This window comes from Streptomyces sp. NPDC049970, assembly GCF_040660235.1.
Taxonomy (GTDB): Bacteria; Actinomycetota; Actinomycetes; order Streptomycetales; family Streptomycetaceae; genus Streptomyces.
The window spans coordinates 381,313-399,935 of record NZ_JBFALP010000003.1; the positions used below are offsets into that span (position 1 = coordinate 381,313).

Below are 18,623 nucleotides of genomic sequence, written 5' to 3' on the forward strand. Positions count from 1 at the left end.
GCCGCTCCGTCCCGGGAAGAACCGCAGATCAGCAGGTCGGGTGACAGGCGAGGACAAACGTCGAGCTACGGCAGGGCGCGCAGCGTGGTCCGGGCCTTGAGGAGCATCTCCTCGTACTCGGCCTCCGGATCGGAGTCGAGCACGATGGCGCCGCCCGCGCCGATCGTCAGTCCGCCGTCGTGGCGCACCGCCGTGCGGATCGTGATGCTCAGATCCGCCGTGCCCGCGTAGCCGATGAAGCCGATGGCGCCGGAGTAGACGCCCCGGGCCTCGCCTTCGAGCTCGTCGATGATCTCCATGGTGCGCAGCTTCGGTGCCCCCGTCATGGACCCGCCGGGGAAGCACGCACGGACCGCGTCCACGGCGGAGCTGTCCTCGCGCAGGGTGCCGGTGACGGTGGAGACGAGCTGGTGCACGGTGGCGTAGGACTCCAGCGCCATGAGCGAGGGGACGGTGACGGTGCCGATCTCGCAGATCTGTCCCAGGTCGTTGCGGAGCAGGTCCACGATCATCAGGTTTTCGGCGCGCGTCTTGGGGTCCGTGCGCAGGGCACGGCGCGTGGCCTCGTCGGTGTCCCGGTCCGGGTGCCGGGGCGCGGTGCCCTTGATCGGCTTCGCCTCGACCGTACGGGCGCCGTCGATCTTGAGGAACCGCTCGGGCGAGGAGCTGAACACGGCGAGGTCACCGAGGCGCAGCAGCGCGGAGTAGGGGGCGGGGTTGAGCCGTCGCAGGCGCCGGTAGTAGACGAGGTCGTCGGCCGGTGCGGGCAGGTGCAGATTGGTGGTGAGACAGATCTCGTAGCTCACGCCCTCGCGCAGTCTGCGGTCGCACTCCTGGATGTCCGCCAAATAGCGTGCGCGCGGGCGGGCCAGCCACGCCGAGGCGTCGTGCCGGGTGGGAGGCGGTGGCTCGTAGGCATCCTGGCGCGCGGCGGGGAGCTCGGTCAGGACGGGGACCACCGTTCCGATCCACTTCTGCGCGGCGTCGGAGTCCTGCTGCTCGCAGACGGCGACGACGTACGTACGGTTGTCGGCGTGGTCCACGGCGACGAAGCGGTCCGCCTGGAGCCACACGGCGTCCGGGGTCGCCGCCCGGTGGGCGCGCTGCCCGCCGAGGTCGGCCTTCAGCTCGTAGCCGAAGTAGCCGACGTAACCGCCGGTGAAGTCGAAGGGCAGCTCCCCGGCACCCTCGACCACGCGGCCGGTGCGGCGGTCGAGCGCGTCGAAGATACTGCCGTCCTCCCGGCGCGAGGCGCCGTCGGGGTGGTCCACGACGGTGTGCCCGTCCTCGACGCGGTAGGTCAGTGTCTCCGCTCCCGGCTCCGCGGCGGCACCGAAGAAGGAGAAGCGGGCCAGGCCGGCTTCCACGCGCGAGCTGTCGAGCCAGAAGGCGCGGGTGCTCGTCCCGTACAGCGCCAGGTACGCGGCCTCCGCGTCCACGGCGCGGTCCAGGATCTCGTACTCCGCGCGCAGCCCCGGCGGTGACGCCTCCGGTGCCGCGACCGGGACGGACGCGGCGGCGGCCCGTCCCTCGTACGGTCCGGTGACGCTGCCCCGCCCTGCCAGAGCAAGGTCCCGGAAGTTGGCCACGAGGCGGGCACCGTGCTCCGTGCAGATCGATTCCGGGTGGAACTGCACGCCCCACCAGGGCCGTTCACGGTGGGCCAGGCCCATGACCACACCGTCCTCGGCGCGCGCTGTGACCTCCAGGTGCGTCGGCACGGGTTCGGCGACGCTCAGCGAGTGGTAACGGACGGCCGTGAAGTCCTGCGGTACGCCGGCGAAAAGACCTGTGCCACCGTGCCGGATCGTGGACAGATAGCCGTGCCGGGGCTCCGGCGCGGCTACGATCGGCGCGTCCGCCAGCAGACCCATGCCCTGGTGTCCCAGGCACACCCCCAGGACCGGCAGCCCGGAGTTCTCCAGGACATCGCGGGAGCGGCCGAAGTCGCGCGGTACCGCCGGGTGGCCGGGGCCCGGTGAGATGACTGCGGCGTCGAAGGCGTGCGGCGCGAAGTGGTCCGGGTCCGCGGCGTCGTTGCGTACGACGACGGGGGCGACGCCGTACACCTTCGCCAGCAACTGGTACAGGTTGTAGGTGTAGGAGTCGTAGTTGTCGATGAGCAGGACGCGCATGGTCAGCACCTTGGGTGGGTGGTGGTCAGGGGGTTCGGGTCGACACCGTTGACCAGTCGAAGGGGAGGGCGTCCAGGACGTCCAGCTCTTGGCACAGCTGCCGCAACCCGCTGAAGTCCTGGAGGAGCCGCTTGCCGCCGGCGGCGCTCCCGATGTCCCGCAGCATCTCCTCGCCCCCCTCCACGCCGAGCAGGTCCAGGATCCTGGCCCAGGTCGTGAAGTCGTGTGCGGCGAAGGCCTCCATCCCGTCGGCCAGCGCGGCGAGGAAGTAGCCGCGCTGCCCGGAGGAGAAGTGCTTCCAAGCCTCTTGGGCGAGGGTGTCCGCGATCGAGGCGTGGCAGTACTCGTCGCGGTTGTGCAGGACGGCCGTCATACGGTTCACGGGCTGGATCTCGTGGTTCTCGGCGATCAGGTCCAGATGCGCGTTGACCGAGATCTCCGCGACCGTGGTGAAGGCGAGCGACACCAGGGCCCGCTCCTCGTCCGTGCCGGCCGCGGCCAGCCGGTGCGCCTGCCTGCGGGCCTTGTACGCCAGAGGCAGCGCCGTCTCCGCCATCCGCCAGCCGCGCTTTCGGCGCGTCAAGGCGCTCGCGTTGAGATGCATCAGCGTGTGGTACTGCTCGTCGACCATGGCCTGGGTGACCGCGAGAGTTGTGGCCTCGCTGTCGATGCCGGTGTCGAAGACGTCCTGCGTGACCAGGGCGAAGCCCGGGTTCACCACGTGCTGCTCGATGTCCATGATGTTCTTGTTGAACGAGATCCAGCCCCACGCGAGGATCCGCGCCTTCATCCCCTCGTCGAGCGCGAGGTAGGTGGGATGCTCGCGGAAGGGCAGCAAGGCGTCGGGGAAGTCCGGCCGGTCCACCTCGAAGACGTCGTCCAGGTTCGGCTCCTCCTGCTTGACCGTGGCACGCCGGTGCCAGTTGCCCGCGAGCCTGCTGAGAACGGCGTTCTCCACCGCGTCGTGCGGGTCGTGCTCCGGGAGCGACCGCAGCCGCCGCGCCACGGTGGCACCGGGATCGGCCTCGTTGGGTATGTCGTTCATCGTGACCTCGGTCCAGGTCAGAGCCGCCCGGCGCGCACGGCACCGAGCTTTGGCCTGAGAGATTCGATCTCGTGCGGGTACAGCGCTACGCCGAAGGCCTTCTCGGGGGCGGGGGCGGCCTCGGCCACGCCGATTGCGCGGTGGGCCACCCCACCGGCCCGTATCTCGGCGAGAGCGTTCACGGTGGGCGTGTGCCGTAACAGCGGTCGGAGCATCACGCGCCGCTCACGAGCTTGTGGAGTGTGCGGATGTCGCCCGGCTCCAAGGAGATCCCGAAGATCTCCTCCGGAGCGGACACCATCTCGTCCGCGTCGAGTTGCCGGAGGGTCGCCGGCCTCCCGGGACGTATTTCCGTGAGTGTGCGGCCGGCGAGGAGGTGCCTCACGTGGGGCTGCGTGCGCTGGAGGACGATCTGGCGATTGAACGGTGAGCGCGGATGAGTGAGGCAGAAGTGGTTGAGGAGCTCGAAGTCCGAGGGATAGCGCACGTCCGTGGTGAATCCGTAGAGCTCGGCCGGTCCCTCGGGCCTCAGAAAGCGCAGCACGTGTTCACCGGACGGCTCCCGGACGAGGTCGAACGGCCAGTCGCCGTCCAGCCGCGCGTTCTCCACGAGGCGGATGGGCTCGTGCGGCCCGTAGGCACCGAAACTCACGTCGTGGAGCCAGCGTTCGCCGTCGAGTTCCACACACAGGGCCATGTGCAGGGCCGGACCGAACCTGCTCCCGGTGCGGATGCGCGTCCGGCCGGCCAGCGCCGTGAACGCGAACCCGATGCGGTCGAGCACGGCCGCCATCAGCACGACGTGTTCCAGACACCAGCCGCCGCGGCCCTGCCGCACCAGCTTGTCCTGGACACTGTCCAGATCGAGCGGTACGGCCGTGCGGCCGAACAGCGCGTCGAGGTTGTCGAAGGCGATCGCGTCGACGTGTGCGGCATGCAGGCCGCGGAGCGTGGAGAGGTCGGCGGCCACGTCGCCCTGGTAGCCCACGCGGGCGAGGTAGGCGTCGAGGTGGACGCCGCTGCCCTGCCACATCGAATCCGTCATGCGTACCGCACCTTTCACGTGAACTGTCCTGCGAGCATGGCCGCGAGAATGAGCCAGCCGAAGTAGGTGTTGGACACGAAGGTGTCCCAGCACGACGTCGGGTCGTCCAGGTCCACACGAATGATGAGGTAGGCCAGGAAGGCTCCCGCGAGTGCGGCGATCAGGTAGAACGCCCACCCCATGGACGTCTGGGAACCGGCCCACAGCACGCCGCCGACACTGAACACGGCAAAGGTCGCCAGCCACGCCTTCGTTGCCTTGCCGAACAGCAGAGCGGAGGACTTGACGCCGATTCGGCGGTCGTACTCCTTGTCCTGATGGGAGTAGACGGCATCGTGAATCAGGGTCCAGAAGGCTCCTCCGGCGTACAGGCCGTACACGGCGGGCCGGTAGTCGGCGCTTCCGGTCGCCGCTGTCCAGCCGATCAGCGCGTAGACGCTCATGACCAGCGCCAGGAACGCCGAGGGCCAGAAGAAGACGCGCTTCATGTACGGGTACGCGACGATCAGCGGGTACGAGGCAGCGGCGACCACTGCCGTCTCCACGTTCACCACCGCCAGGATCAGCAGCGCGACCACGGCCTGTGCGCCGGCGAAGAGGAGGGCGTCCCTGACGCCGAGCGTCCCCGAGGCGACAGGCCGCGACACCGTGCGGGCGACCCTGGCGTCGACCTCCCTGTCGATCACGTCGTTGACGGCGCAGGCAGCCCCGCGCACCAGCACCGCGGCGACCGCGAGAAGCACCACCGTCAGCAGGTCCGGTCGCCGCCCGGAGGCGAGGGCCACGGCCCACAGTCCCGGGAGCAGGTAGAGCACGTATCCCGTAGGCCTGTCGAGCCGCATCAACAGGAGGTACGGGCGGACCTGTGCGGGGCTCCTGGTGACTACACCACTGGATATCTCGTGCAGCATAAGGATCCAATCACCATGTCACCGGAAGTCGGACCAACCCGCCGATCAGCGTGGTCAGGCGTAGCCTCAGCTCGTCCACACCTACAGCCAGGCGCATGGTCGGAAAGCGCGCGACGAGCTGGGTGAGCACCACCTGCAGCTGCATCCGGGCCAGCGTCGCGCCGACACAGTGGTACGCACCGTGTCCGAACGCGAGGCTGCCCGTCGTGTCGCGAGTGATATCGATCCGGTCCGGGCGGTCGAAGACCGCCTCGTCGTGGTTGGCCGCGATGGTGTTCAACAGTACGAAGTCGCCGGTCCGGATGGCGACGCCGTCGATCTCGAAGTCCGTCAGCGCGTACCGGGGCATGCCGCCGTTGTGCGGATTCGGCATCGACATCCGCAGTGTCTCCTCGATCGCGCCGGGGACGAGACCCGGGTCGCGCAGCAAGGCCTGCCACTGCTCGGGGTTGGCCAGCAACAGCGACACGCACGTGCCGATGCGGGCCACCGTGGTCTCATATCCACCGAACAGCAGGAACGCCGTCAGTCCGATGACCTCGTCGTCACTGATCCCCTCGGTCGCGCAGATTCTGGAGACCGCGTCATCGCCCGGGTCACGCCGCTTGTCAGCGACGAGGCGCCCGCAGTAGGCGAACAGCTCACCCAGCCCCTGCTTGGACCTGACCGGGTCCCCGACGCCGGCGGCGTCCTGGATCCAGCCGCCGAACCGGTCCTTGTCCTCCTGGGGGACGCCCAGCCACTCGCACATCACCAGGAGCGGCAGCGAAAGCGCCAACGCCTCGCGCAGGTCCACCGGTTGCTCCTGGACGGCGACCTGGTCCAGGAGCCGCCCGGTCACTTCCTCGACGTAGGGCCGCAGCGCCAGCATCCGGTCGGGTGAGAAGTGCGGATCCAGCAGCGCTCGCAACCGGCCGTGGTCGGTCGCCAGATCGCCCAGCAGGCCCGCCAGAATCGCGGAACCGCCGTCCTTCGCCGCAGCCTGCGGATCGGGATTCGAGCGGCTGAGCCGGCCGTCGTCGAGCAACTGCGTCACCCAGGCATGACCGGTCACCAGCCACGCGTCGTCGCCCCCGGCTGTACGAACCCGATGGACCGCACCCTGGGAACGGAGCGTGCGAAGCCCTGGCGCGAGGTGCAGCACATTCGTCTGCTCGAAAGGCAATTGAGCTGGGGTACTCACTGACGGCCTCCGCCGGATCAGAAGCGACGCGCATGGGGTTCGCGAATTGCACGACTAAGAATTGATGTGCTGGACGACTGCGTGAAACAATCGTTCAGTCGCTGTCCTGAAGTGCGAGATCGCCTGAAATCGCTACAGGCTGATCCGTGCGGCAGATCCCGCGTATACGCGCAATGCGGACCCGGGTGATGCGCCGGTATTTTCGTGATCGTTCTGATTGTCATCCTGGTGGGGCTTCCCCGGGTGTGTCAACGATGTGGCGTGGGCATCTTCGGGTTTAGGAAAAAGCCCAAAGAAGGCGGCCCGGAGCAGGATGTGGACTACGCTGCGGATTGATGGCCGCTGAGCCGCATCCAAGGTGGGCGCACTTCGAGTGCGGCCGTTGAGCCGGCGCCTGACAGTCGATAGGGCTTCCTGCGGAGGGATCGGTTTCCGTCGACCGACGTGGGCGCTGGACGTGCTCGATGCGGCCCGCTCCCCGGGGTCCGAAGCCGGAACAGGGAACCCTCTCGGCTCGTCCGTGTGACGGGCGGGCGTGGCCACTGACGGCCATGCGAAACGCCGCGCCTCGTCGGGGACGGCCATGCCGAGGGGCATCACACCATGTCACTGATCATTTCCGGGAATGACTCACGGAAAGCCTGAGAGGCGGAATGGCCGATGTCCATTGATTCGGGGCAACCGCAGGAGGACAGGTCGTTCGATCCGTATGGTGCGCATCGTGACGACCCGTATTCCTTCCTGACCGGCATCGGAAAGACGGAACCGGTTTTCTACGCACCCTTGCTCGACGCATGGTGCGTCACCCGGCGCCAGGACATGGTTGCCGTGCTGCGCGACGACCAGAATTTCTCGGCACGTGACCACAATCCGCGTTCTGCGGTCTCTCTGCCCGAGGACGTGAGCCGGATGCTGCGCACGTGGCGCGGCGCCGACGCGCTGGCCGTGGGCTCGCTCGACCCTCCCGAGCACACCAGGATCAGGGAGGTCCTGAACGTCGGGTTCACGCCTGCCAGGGTCAGGGCCTTCGAACCCACGATCCGCGCTGTCGCCAACGGCCTCGTCGAGCGGGTCGCGGTCGCGGAGGAGTTCGACTTCATCACGGAGTTCGCGGTCCCCTACTCCCTCGAGGTGATCGGGCGGCGCCTCGGCATACCGGACGAGTACCTCGACCGCTGCCGCACATGGTCCGAGCAACGCATCGAACTCATGATGGTACGGGGAAACACCGATCTCGACGGGCTACGCGAATACGCTCGCGGGCTGATGGACTTCGGAGCGTTCTGCCGGGCACTCGTGCAGGAGCGGCTCGCCTCGCCGCAGGACGACCTGATCAGTGAACTGCTCCACGAGGGCAAGGCCGGCCGCACGCTCACGGCCGACGAGGCCTCCGTCATGATCCCCACTCTGATCTTCGCAGGACACATGACCTGCGCCGAGGCACTCGGCACCATCCTCTTCCAGCAGTTCCAGGCGCCCGGTGGCTGGGCGGAGGTGGTCGACGGGACGATCTCCGCCCGGGATCTCGTCGAAGAGGGGCTGCGGTTCGACAGCCCGCTGGCAGGCATGTACCGGACCGCAGTCGACGACGTCGTGGTCGGGGACGTTTCCCTGCCGGCGGGGAGCCGACTGCTCCTCCTCTACGGAGTGGCCGGCCGGGACAGCCAGTCCTCCATGTGCCCGGCCGCGTTCAGCCCGGGCAGCGGGTCCGCCTCGCACCTCGCGTTCGGGCACGGCATCCATTTCTGCCTCGGAGCCGGATTCGCCCGCTCGGAACTGGAGATCGCGATACAGGCACTCGCCACCCGGATGCCAGGTCTGACCCTGGCGCCAGGGCCGCTGCCGAGCCATCGGCCGGTGTTTCCGCTCCGGGCGCTGACCGAACTGCGTGTGCGGCAGCGGAGGTGACGCGGATGCCGGGGCGATGATCCCGTCGTGGCAGAGTCGGTCACGGCGTCGGAGCTGTTGCCGAAGGGGTGTGTGCGCGGAGGTGCACCGGTGTCCCCGTCCATCCGGACGGGCGGGGCACCGGCCGGTCGTCCCGATGGCGATGAGCATGGTGGCCGGCTCCATGCGCGTACGACCGGCGGACCGCTGCGGCACCGTCAACCGGGAAGGCCCCCGAACAGAGTGACGGAGGCGTGAGACATCTCGGTCGGTAGTTCGGGGGCCCGCGCTCGTCGCGCCCTACCGGCCGCCGACCTGTGAGGCGTGACGAACGCCGGCCGGAAGCGAAGGGACGTACCTCGGCCTCGGCCTGCCATTCGTCCTGGCAAGCCGAGGCCGGTCGTCGCGGTCAGGCGCGGACGGCGGTCAGGAAGAGGTAGCCGCTCTCCGGGACGGACCCGAACTTGCGCATGAAGTCGAGGAGCGAGGTGGCCTGTTCCTCGCCGACCAGTGCGGCGAGGTCGTCGTGAACCGTCTCCACGGCGTCGGCCATGAGCCCGAGGGTGCGGATGACGTTGTCGGTGATATCGGTGATCTCGACATCGACGAAGCCGTTGTCCGCCAGCGCCGTCCGATATTCGTCCACGGTGCCCAGGGAGCGAACCCCGTAGTGCTCGACCACGTGGTCCAGGACCACGCGGCCCTCAGGAGTGATCGGTTCGCGCTGGATGACGTCCGCGACGGCGAGGCGGCCGCCGGGGCGCAGGACGCGGGCGGCCTCGGAGATCACCTGGCCGCGGTCGGGCATGTGCCACATCGACTCGAACGCCCAGGCCGCGTCGAACGAGCCGTCGGGGAACGGCATGTCCATCGCGTCCCCGAACTGGAACGTGGCCCGGTCGGCGAGCCCGGCCTCCGCCGCGAGTTTCGTGGCATCCGCCACCTGGATCCGGCTGATGGTGATGCCCACCACGTCCACGTCGGACTTACGGACGAGCCGCTGGGCGGGATAGCCGATGCCGCAGCCGATGTCCAGGACTCGCTGGCCCGGCCGTGCGGCGAGACCCGAAATCATCAGATCGGTCAGGCGGTCCGTGGCCGTTGCGACGGAACTTTCATCGGCGTCGTTCTCCCAGTAGCCGTAGTGGATGTTGGGGCCCCACGCGGAACCGTAGATCCGGCCGAATCCGTCGTACACGTTGAGAACGTCGCTGTGCGCGGGAGACTGCTCGAGTGTCATGAAAACTCCGTATCCTTGTGAAGGCGGCGGGAGCCCGGCGGACCTGTGGAAAGGCGGGCGGAATCCCGCCGCAGGGCTGGGCTGTTCCGGACAGCACCAGCCCAGCGCCTGCTTGACCCCTTGCCGGCTGTGGAAGCCACATCAAGATGCCGTGAGCTGGGCGCGGCTCGGCGGATATGCTTGATTCCTGGCCTACTTCAGTTCGAAGCGCAGGAAGCCGAGGCGCACGCCACCGGCCCGCCACTCAGCGCCGAGCGCCTGGTTCGCCAGCAGAGATATCCTCAACTGCCTGCGGTCAACCGGTGAGAGGCTGTTGTCACTGTCCAGCAGCGCCTTCGTCCAGGCGGCGCTCTCCTCCCAGAACGGTGCGGTTTCCGACGTGGCATCGACATCGTCGACCAATTCGAAACCCGCGGCCTGAGCTGCCCTTGTGTAGTCGAGCACCGTGGCCGGTTTCGTGTAGAAGTAGTCGGCCCACACATCGGCCCCGTGAGGACGGGTGATGAATACTTCCTCAACGCACACACTCGCGCCAGGACGAAGTACACGCGCCAGACGCTCGAACCACAGGGGACGGTCGAAGTACCCGCTGCTCTCGATGGCCACCGCCGCGTCGTACGGGCCGCTGTCCAGGGGAATATGCTTCGCGTCGCTCACCAGCGTGTGGACCCTCTCGCCCACACCGCACTCCCGCGCGAACCCGTCGAGAACGGGGGCGTGTTCCGGGGCGTTGGTGACGGCCGTGACGTCGGCGCCGTATTCCTGAGCCCAGAAGAGCGATCCCCCGCCGAGGCCGCAGCCGACATCCAGGATCCTGCCCGAAAGCCGCTGCTCGGCGTCCCAGATCTTGGCTGCGTACCGCAGTAGGCCCTCTTGATGGAGCCGTATGCTGCCGCGAATGGCATCCGGTGTCACATCGTCAGCACGCAGCGGCGCTTCCGAGGAAGGGTAGTGACCCACGTGGTAGTGAATCCTGGGCCCAGGGCCGTATTTACGAACGAGTCGTTCCGTCTTGTCGTCGTAGTATTGGCCAACTATCTTCACCTCATCCTGAGGGTCCAGCACTGCTGGGGGTGAACTTGTGAGCTCGTCCAGATTCGACATGGGGCACTCCTCCAGAGCTCGGATGCCGACGGCGTTGACGAATGGCCTGCGGTGAACGATGTTCTACGCTCGCCACTGTCGTGCGAGGGGACCTGGTTCCGCAGGAATCTCCCGGGCCGGATTCTTCGCATTCATCAACCGTGCAGCACCTTCGCGTATGCGAGAGTCATTCGGTACTGGGGCAAGTAGGCGATGTGGCCGCCTTCCTGATCCGGAATCCTGGGCGGTGCCGAAATCGGGTGGCAGCTATTGGTTTCCATCCTGGAGGGCGGTCCTGGTGGTGTCAACGATGCGATGTGGGTGTATTCGGGTTTGGGAAAAACCCCAAAGAAGACAGCGACGCGCTGTATTTGAAAAATTCTGTGGATTAGTTGCAGATGGGCGGACCCGAGGCGGTACTTCGAGTCCGGTCGTTGAGCCGGCGCCCGGTGGCGCCCGGTGGCGCGCCCGGCCAGCCAGAAGGGGAGGGCGATGGGCACAGGCAGGCCGAGGCGGGAGCGTTCCGACGCCGCAGCACAGCACCGGACGTGCCGTAGGACGTCGGTCGGGGGCGGGTCGCCGCGCTGTCGGCGACTGCTCGCACGGGCTAATCCATTGCTTCCCAGGCGATGCGCGGGGGCCACTCATCAGTTCGCAGAATCTGGAGGACGAACGCCCTTGAAATCAACGCGACGCGATTCGGAGCCTGGAGTTTGTCCGACATGACGCGGATGTGGTAATCGATGGTCTTCGAGCTGAGGTACAACTCTCTCGAAAGCCTCCCGCTGGTGAAGCCGGCCGCAACACCCTCCAGGATTCTGACCTGGATCGAGTTGGGAACCCAGTCATCGACGGGCTGGGACACTTCGCCGCAATTCTGATCAATTTCCATGGGACCCATTCATTCCGTACGGCCGGGCTGGGCAGTGTCCTTCGGATTGCCTGATCGTTGCCTGACGTGCGTCGTGGGGTGATGTCCGGTGGGGCCGAGGAGGCATCGCCGGAGTGGGAGCCGAGGTGGACGGGGCGTGATCACCAGAAGGTGATAGACGTGATCGTCGGCAAGTGCCGTGTGCAGTCCCGGCTGGGGCCGCTGGCCGACCGGGCGGTCAGGAACGCGCCGGCTGTGGTCCACGGCCTCGAGGCGCACTCGCCCCGGAGGGATCGGCGACCAGCTGCGGTGGCGCGGTACCCGTGCGGTGATCGTCAGTCGGTCGGGATGGCTGGGCAGGCTCTCGCATTCCGCGCGGCCGGCCATGACCGGTTCCCGTGCGACCCGCAGGAGTGCGTTTCCGGTGTCGATCGCCGGACTCGGCTCGAATGGCGTTCACGTGATGAGGATCGCGCGGGTCATGTGTCGGTACGGCCGGCGTCAGGGCGAACGGTCCCGAGCGAGGCGATGTCTGCACGCCTCGCCCTCCGTCTCCAGTAGCGCGAGGGGGGTCGAACTCCTGGAATGCACTGACGGGAGTATCAGGTGCATCAAGTAGTCGTCGGTGTGGTGAACACCCTGTAAGCGTGCCATGGCACGCCTCACCTCCTGCCTGCCTTCGTCGTGCAGTGGAAATCGAATACGGAGCTGCGGGAGGTTTCTGGGTTTTCCGGCATCATTGCAGGTCACCGCAGGTCCATTCCGGAATTCGACTGGCGGCCGAAACCTACCCTGCCCGATGTGAGTCTCGGCGTCCTGTCTCGATCATGTCAACGACTTCGGCCGGCCTGGCGGGATCCGCGCCCGGAAATCGGGCGTGCGGGCATGAGCGCGGATGCTGCTGACTTCCTGGCTGTTGGTCACGTTTTGGCTTGTCTTGGGTATTTTCGGACTCACCTATTCTTCATCAGCGATTCGTCGGTAAGACGCGGTGAGGCAGTCTGGATTGGTGCCCTATCCGATGCCGAGGGTTGGTATCGGTGCTGTTGACCCCTCGCCTTAGGCATGGAGTGCGCCTGCGGGTTGCGGATCATCCGGGCGATAAGTAAATGGATGAGAATCGCACTTCGGGCGTCCGCGGTGCCCGAACGGCGGGGGACTTCTTTCGATGGTGGCTGAAATTTTGCGTGCTTCGCCCGTGTGACGCCGTGTTCGCCGGTGTGGTGGGTGGACTCGTCGCCAAGATGGCAGTTCGTCTGTCTCCCCCGTGACCAAGTGCGCCAGATCGCGAGGGGAGAGCAGGGCCTGTCGCGTCTGCGCCGTCGTGGAGGTGAGGGAACGATCTGATGCATCAGCTGGTGGGTGAGCGGCACATCCGGTGTTGATTCACATGCCGCGAACCCGCAGGTCGAAAGCCCCTTCCAGAGGCACATCCCAGGGAGTTCTCAGGGACTTTCACGTCTGTCCGGGGAGGTTTCAGGGACTTTCCGCCGCGTAAGCAGGGAAGGCCCTGACAGCGCCGAAAGACGCGAAGGCGCTGGTCAGGGCCCATCTGCCTAGCACTCGATGATGTTCACCGCGAGACCGCCCCGAGCGGTCTCCTTGTACTTCACGCTCATGTCGGCCCCCGTCTCCTTCATGGTCTTGATGACCTTGTCCAGGGAGACCATGTGACTGCCGTCGCCGCGCAGCGCCATCTTCGCCGCCGTGACCGCCTTGACCGCCGCCATGCCGTTCCGCTCGATGCAGGGGATCTGGACGAGGCCGCCGACCGGGTCGCAGGTCAGGCCCAGGTTGTGCTCCATACCGATCTCGGCGGCGTTCTCCATCTGCTCGGGGGAGCCGCCCAGGACCTCGGCGAGGGCGCCCGCCGCCATGGAGCACGCGGAGCCGACCTCGCCCTGGCAGCCGACCTCGGCGCCGGAGATGGAGGCGTTCTCCTTGAAGAGCATGCCGATGGCGCCCGCGGCCAGCAGGAAGCGGACGACGCCGTCGTCCTTCTCGGCCTCGGTGCAGCCGTGTGCCGCGAAGTTCATCCAGTAGTGCAGGACGGCGGGGATGATGCCGGCCGCACCGTTGGTCGGGGCGGTGACGACGCGGCCCCCGGCGGCGTTCTCCTCGTTGACGGCCATCGCGTAGAGGGTGATCCACTCCATCGCGTGCTTCTGCGGGTCGCCCTCGGCGCGCAGCTGCCGGGCGGAGTTCGCGGCCCGGCGGCGGACCTTGAGGCCGCCGGGCAGGATGCCCTCGCGGGACATGCCGCGCGCCACGCAGGCCTGCATGACGCGCCAGATCTCCAGCAGTCCCGCCCGGATCTCCTCCTCGGTCCGCCAGGCCTTCTCGTTCTCCAGCATCAGCGAGGAGATGGACAGGCCGGTGTCCCGGGCGAGCCGCAGCAGTTCGTCGCCGGTGCGGAAGGGGTGCTTGAGGACGGTGTCGTCCGGCACGATCGGGTTCTCGCCCGCCACCGCGTCCTCGTCGACGACGAAGCCGCCGCCCACCGAGTAGTACGTCTTCTCCAGGAGCGGGGCGCCCTCGCGGTCGTACGCGAAGAGGGTCATCCCGTTGGCGTGGTACGGCAGTGCCTTGCGGCGGTGCAGGACCAGCTGGTCGTCGGCGTCGAAGGGGACGTCGTGCATGCCCAGCAGGCTGATGGTCCCGGAGGCGCGGATCTCCTCGACACGGGCGTCGGCGCCCTCGACGTCGACCGTGCGGGGCGACTCGCCCTCCAGGCCGAGCAGGACGGCCTTCGGGGTGCCGTGGCCGTGGCCGGTGGCGCCGAGCGAGCCGTACAGCTCGGCGCGTATCGACGCCGTGTGGGCCAGCAGGCCCTCGTTCTTGAGCCGGCGGGCGAATATGCGGGCCGCGCGCATCGGGCCGACCGTGTGGGAGCTGGACGGGCCGATGCCGACCGAGAAGAGGTCGAAGACCGAAATGGCCACGGGAGTACTCCTAAGGCGTTGGTGGACGTCTTTGTCCGCCCGGGTGGTGCGGGACGGGCCGGTGGGCCCGGGGGCGCGGGGCAAAGGGGTGGGGCACCGCGCTCACTGTGTTCAGTGTGCGCGGTGCCCCCACCCTGCGTGCAAACTGCGGACGGCCTACTTGAGGCCGGGGTACAGCGGGAACTTCTCGGCGAGCGCGATCACGCGGGCCTTGAGGTCGTCGGCGTCGTAGGCCGGCTTCAGCGCGGCGGCGATGATCTCCGCCACCTCGGTGAAGTCCTCGGCCTGGAAACCGCGGGTCGCCAGGGCCGGCGTGCCGATCCGCAGACCCGAGGTGACCATCGGGGGCCGCGGGTCGTTCGGGACGGCGTTCCGGTTGACGGTGATGCCCAGCTCGTGGAGCCGGTCCTCGGCCTGCTGGCCGTCCAGCTCGGAGTCGCGCAGGTCGACCAGGACCAGGTGGACGTCCGTGCCGCCGGAGAGGACGCTGACGCCGACCTCGGTGACGTCCGGCTGGACCAGGCGCTCGGCCAGGATGCGGGCACCGTCCAGGGTGCGCTGCTGGCGCTCCTTGAACTCCTCGGTCGCCGCGATCTTGAAGGAGACGGCCTTGGCCGCGATCACGTGCTCCAGCGGGCCACCCTGCTGACCGGGGAAGACCGCGGAGTTGATCTTCTTGGCGAGCTCCTGCGTGGACAGGATGACGCCACCGCGCGGACCGCCGAGGGTCTTGTGCGTGGTGGTCGTGACGACGTGGGCGTGCGGCACCGGGTTGGGGTGCAGACCGGCGGCGACCAGGCCCGCGAAGTGCGCCATGTCGACCATCAGGTACGCGCCGACCTCGTCCGCGACGCGGCGGAAGGCGGCGAAGTCGAGCTGGCGGGGGTACGCGGACCAGCCGGCCACGATCAGCTTCGGCTTGGACTCCTTGGCCAGGCGCTCGACCTCGGCCATGTCCACGACGCCGGTGTCGTCGACGTGGTACGGGACCACGTTGTAGAGCTTGCCGGAGAAGTTGATCTTCATGCCGTGGGTCAGGTGACCGCCGTGGGCCAGGTTGAGACCCATGATCGTGTCGCCCGGCTTCAGCAGCGCGAACATCGCGGCGGCGTTCGCCTGCGCACCCGAGTGCGGCTGGACGTTCGCGGCCTCGGCGCCGAAGAGGGCCTTGATGCGGTCGATCGCGATCTGCTCGACCACGTCGACGTGCTCGCAGCCGCCGTAGTAGCGGCGGCCGGGGTAGCCCTCGGCGTACTTGTTGGTGAGGACGGAGCCCTGCGCCTCCATGACGGCGACCGGAGCGAAGTTCTCCGAGGCGATCATCTCGAGGGTGGACTGCTGGCGGTGGAGCTCGGCGTCGACGGCGGCGGCGACGTCCGGGTCCAGCTCGTGGAGGGAGGAGTTGAGAAGCGACATCAGTGGGTCCCTTGGGGTCTCAGTTGCCGGAGAACGCGGTGTACTCGTCGGCGGAGAGAAGGTCGTTCGGCTCCTCCGCGACGCGCACCTTGAACAGCCAGCCGCCCTCGAAGGGAGCGGAGTTCACCAGCGACGGGTCGTCCACGACGTCCTGGTTGGCCGCGGTGACCTCGCCGGTCACCGGCGAGTACAGGTCGCTGACCGACTTGGTCGACTCCAGCTCACCGCAGGTCTCGCCCGCGGTAACCGTGTCACCGACCTCCGGGAGCTGGGCGTAGACGACGTCACCGAGCGCGTTGGCCGCGTACTCGGTGATGCCGATCGTGGCCACGCCGTCCTCGAGGGCCGACAGCCACTCGTGCTCCTTGCTGTACCGCAGCTGCTGGGGGTTGCTCATGACCTGAATTCTCCTGTACGCGGGGGAGTGCTGATGAACGGTGGTCTTACGGTGTGAGACACGACTGCGTCACGTGGCCGTGGCGCCCCGTGCCGCTCGGCGTCACTTGCGGCGCTTGTAGAACGGCAGTGCCACGACCTCGTACGGCTCGTGCGTGCCCCGGATGTCGACGCCGACACCCCCGGAACCGGGCGTGGCGTGCGCCGCGTCCACGTACGCCATGGCGATCGGCTTGCCCAGCGTGGGCGACGGCGCACCGGAGGTGACCTCGCCGACGACCTCCCCGCCGGCCACGACGGAGAAGCCGGCGCGCGGCACCCGGCGGCCCTCGGCGATCAGGCCGACGAGCTTGCGCGGCGGGGCGCTCTCCGCGCGGGCGGCCGCGGCGAGAAGCGCCTCGCGGCCCACGAAGTCACCCTCCTTCTCGAACTTCACGACCCTGCCGAGGCCCGCGTCGAAGGGGGTCAGCGCGGTGGTCAACTCGTGCCCGTACAGCGGCATCCCCGCCTCCAGGCGGAGCGTGTCGCGGCAGGAGAGCCCGCAGGGGATGAGGCCGTACGGCGCGCCGGCCTCGGTGAGCGCCTTCCAGAGCCGCTCGGCGTGGGCGGGGGCCACGAAGAGCTCGAAGCCGTCCTCGCCGGTGTAGCCGGTCCGGGCGATGAGCGCCGGGACACCGGCGACCGTGCCCGGCAGGCCGGCGTAGTACTTCAGTCCGTCCAGGTCGGCGTCCGTGACCGACTTCAGTACGCCGGGGGAGTCGGGTCCCTGTACGGCGAGCAGCGCGTACGCCTCGCGGTCGTCCCGCACCTCGGCCTCGAAGCCCGCCGCACGCTCGGTCAGGGTGTCCAGGACCAGCTGGGCGTTGCCCGCGTTGGCGACCACCATGAACTCCGGGGCGTCGGCCTCGCCCAGGCGGTAGACGATCAGGTCGTCCAGGATCCCGCCGTCCTCGGCGACGATCATCGTGTAGCGGGCCCGGCCCACGCCGATGGTCGCGATGTTGCCGACCAGTGCGTAGCCGAGGAACGCCGCGGCCTGCGGGCCGGTGACGGTGATCTCGCCCATGTGGGACAGGTCGAAGAGGCCGGCCGTGGTGCGCACGGCGTTGTGCTCCTCGCGCTCGCTGGCGTACCGCAGCGGCATGTCCCAGCCGGCGAAGTCGGTCATGGTGGCGCCCAGCGACCGGTGCAGGGCGTCGAGGGCGGTGAGACGGGGGGCGCTCGGGGCAGTGCTCATGGACATGGCTCCAGGGCATGACGACAGAGGGTGATCCCTCCCCATCTGTCATCGGAACCTGAGAGGTTCGCCGAGAGCCCCTGAAAGGGTCCTGAAGGGTCGGCCCCCTCGGGATCGGCTTGCACCTTGGGTGGGGCCGCAGAGCGGCCCGCTTTTCAGATCTGCCTCATCCACGCGGTACGGGGCCTGAGAGATTCAAGGGAGGAACTTGCTCCTTCGGCGCCCGGCGCACACAGTGACCGGAACTCTCCCGCGCGGATTCGAACGGCCTTTATCCAGTTGGCGGGGTCATCATCGCACGCATCGGAGGAGAGTGGGGAGGTCCGGTCCGTGCCGGAGTCCCCGGCCGGCCGGCGGCGACACGTACGGACCGGAACGGTTGTGCCGCATTGCCTTTTCTTTACACTTCTTGGGCAGGTCGGTGGGTGAATCGGCAGGGGGAGGGCGATGAGGTTGCAGCGTTTCGCGACGACCGCGGGGGCCGCACACGGCGCGATGCCCAGGCAGCCGGGCGTACCCGCCCGGGAGCTGATGGGCGGGCGGGCACCGGTGGTGCGTGACCTGCGGGGCGGGAAGGACGGGGGCCCGCGCAGCCTGGACTTCGCCGCGGGGGACCTGGTGGTGGTCTCCGGGCTGCCCGGCAGTGGCAAGTCGACGCTGATCCGGCGCACGGTCCAGGAGCACGCGATCGACTCCCAGGACACCAGGGACCGCTGGGCGGCTGCTCTGCCCCGCTTACTCCCGTACGCCGTCTACCGGCCCCTGGTGCGCGCCGCGCACTACGCCGGACTGCGGCGGACCCTGCGCTCGGGAGCGTCCTGCGTCGTGCACGACTGCGGGACGCAGGCCTGGGTGCGGCGCTGGCTCGCACGCGAGGCCCTGCGCCGGGGCCGCACCCTCCACCTCGTGCTGCTCGACGTCGCCCCCGGGGTGGCGCGGCAGGGGCAGCGGGAACGCGGGCGCGGAGTCTCCGGATACGCCTTCGCCCGGCACCGGCGCGCGGTCGGCCGCCTGCTCCGCGACACCGAGAGCGGTCTGCTGCCCCCGGGCTGCGCCTCGGCGGTGCTGCTCGACCGTGAGGCCGCCGGGGCGGTCGGCCGCATCTCGTTCCCGGAGCCGCTGCTCCCGCGGGAGTAGCCCAGTGAGGGAGGCGGCGGGGGCCCTGGGACGTCACCGTTCGCATACGCACAGTTCACGCGGCTCCGGCCGGCTGTCCGGAATCTGGACGCTGC

The 18,623-nt window shown here is 68.4% G+C and carries 15 protein-coding genes and 1 riboswitch; of the genes, 2 read left to right on the top strand and 13 right to left on the bottom strand.

Annotation, left to right across the window (positions count from 1 at the left end):
• Positions 1-65: 65 nt before the first annotated feature.
• From pabB to AB0I83_RS08005, 6 genes are read right to left on the bottom strand one after another with little or no spacing between them, the layout of a single operon-like run.
• Positions 66-2,135 carry an aminodeoxychorismate synthase component I gene (gene pabB, locus AB0I83_RS07980; protein WP_363303993.1) on the bottom strand — a complete coding sequence of 690 codons (2,070 nt, stop codon included), beginning with the start codon at positions 2,133-2,135 and terminating at the stop codon, positions 66-68.
• A gap of 25 nt (positions 2,136-2,160) precedes the next feature.
• Positions 2,161-3,180, bottom strand: coding sequence for a diiron oxygenase (locus tag AB0I83_RS07985; RefSeq protein WP_363303994.1), 1,020 nt, complete (start codon positions 3,178-3,180; stop codon positions 2,161-2,163).
• Between the two features lie 17 nt (positions 3,181-3,197).
• Positions 3,198-3,362: a hypothetical protein gene (locus AB0I83_RS07990; RefSeq protein ID WP_363303995.1), complete on the bottom strand. Its 165-nt coding sequence runs from the start codon at positions 3,360-3,362 to the stop codon at positions 3,198-3,200.
• 32 nt (positions 3,363-3,394) lie between these two features.
• Complete coding sequence (locus tag AB0I83_RS07995) at positions 3,395-4,225, bottom strand: arylamine N-acetyltransferase (RefSeq protein WP_363303996.1); 831 nt, start codon at positions 4,223-4,225, stop codon at positions 3,395-3,397.
• Positions 4,226-4,239: 14 nt separating this feature from the next.
• On the bottom strand, positions 4,240-5,136 hold the full coding sequence (locus AB0I83_RS08000) for a UbiA family prenyltransferase (protein WP_363303997.1): 897 nt from the start codon (positions 5,134-5,136) through the stop codon (positions 4,240-4,242).
• A gap of 10 nt (positions 5,137-5,146) precedes the next feature.
• Positions 5,147-6,190: a cytochrome P450 gene (locus tag AB0I83_RS08005; RefSeq protein ID WP_363303998.1), complete on the bottom strand. Its 1,044-nt coding sequence runs from the start codon at positions 6,188-6,190 to the stop codon at positions 5,147-5,149.
• 912 nt (positions 6,191-7,102) lie between these two features.
• Between AB0I83_RS08005 and AB0I83_RS08010 the strand changes: the two genes are divergently transcribed.
• A complete protein-coding gene (locus tag AB0I83_RS08010; protein WP_363303999.1) occupies positions 7,103-8,227 on the top strand; it encodes a cytochrome P450 in 1,125 nt (374 codons plus the stop codon).
• 388 nt (positions 8,228-8,615) lie between these two features.
• Here the strand turns inward: AB0I83_RS08010 and AB0I83_RS08015 are convergent, their stop codons facing one another.
• The 7 genes from AB0I83_RS08015 to gcvT all read right to left on the bottom strand — a co-directional run bounded on the left by AB0I83_RS08015 (position 8,616) and on the right by gcvT (position 17,391).
• Positions 8,616-9,446 carry a methyltransferase domain-containing protein gene (locus tag AB0I83_RS08015; RefSeq protein ID WP_356531013.1) on the bottom strand — a complete coding sequence of 277 codons (831 nt, stop codon included), beginning with the start codon at positions 9,444-9,446 and terminating at the stop codon, positions 8,616-8,618.
• Positions 9,447-9,638: 192 nt separating this feature from the next.
• Positions 9,639-10,550, bottom strand: coding sequence for a methyltransferase domain-containing protein (locus AB0I83_RS08020; protein ID WP_363304000.1), 912 nt, complete (start codon positions 10,548-10,550; stop codon positions 9,639-9,641).
• A 586-nt stretch (positions 10,551-11,136) separates the two neighbouring features.
• Positions 11,137-11,421, bottom strand: a complete 285-nt coding sequence (locus AB0I83_RS08025) for a LuxR C-terminal-related transcriptional regulator (RefSeq protein ID WP_363304001.1) — start codon at positions 11,419-11,421, stop codon at positions 11,137-11,139.
• Between the two features lie 1,535 nt (positions 11,422-12,956).
• On the bottom strand, positions 12,957-14,342 hold the full coding sequence (locus tag AB0I83_RS08030) for an L-serine ammonia-lyase (protein ID WP_356531018.1): 1,386 nt from the start codon (positions 14,340-14,342) through the stop codon (positions 12,957-12,959).
• Positions 14,343-14,498: 156 nt separating this feature from the next.
• On the bottom strand, positions 14,499-15,758 hold the full coding sequence (gene glyA / locus AB0I83_RS08035) for a serine hydroxymethyltransferase (RefSeq protein WP_363304002.1): 1,260 nt from the start codon (positions 15,756-15,758) through the stop codon (positions 14,499-14,501).
• Positions 15,759-15,777: 19 nt separating this feature from the next.
• Positions 15,778-16,155, bottom strand: a complete 378-nt coding sequence (gcvH, locus tag AB0I83_RS08040) for a glycine cleavage system protein GcvH (protein ID WP_356531020.1) — start codon at positions 16,153-16,155, stop codon at positions 15,778-15,780.
• A 102-nt stretch (positions 16,156-16,257) separates the two neighbouring features.
• Positions 16,258-17,391, bottom strand: a complete 1,134-nt coding sequence (gcvT, locus tag AB0I83_RS08045) for a glycine cleavage system aminomethyltransferase GcvT (protein ID WP_363304003.1) — start codon at positions 17,389-17,391, stop codon at positions 16,258-16,260.
• A gap of 165 nt (positions 17,392-17,556) precedes the next feature.
• A riboswitch (glycine riboswitch) is annotated at positions 17,557-17,654 on the bottom strand.
• 184 nt (positions 17,655-17,838) lie between these two features.
• On the opposite strand from gcvT, the gene AB0I83_RS08050 reads away from it, so the two are divergent.
• Positions 17,839-18,528, top strand: coding sequence for an AAA family ATPase (locus AB0I83_RS08050; protein WP_363304005.1), 690 nt, complete (start codon positions 17,839-17,841; stop codon positions 18,526-18,528).
• Positions 18,529-18,623 lie beyond the last annotated feature (95 nt).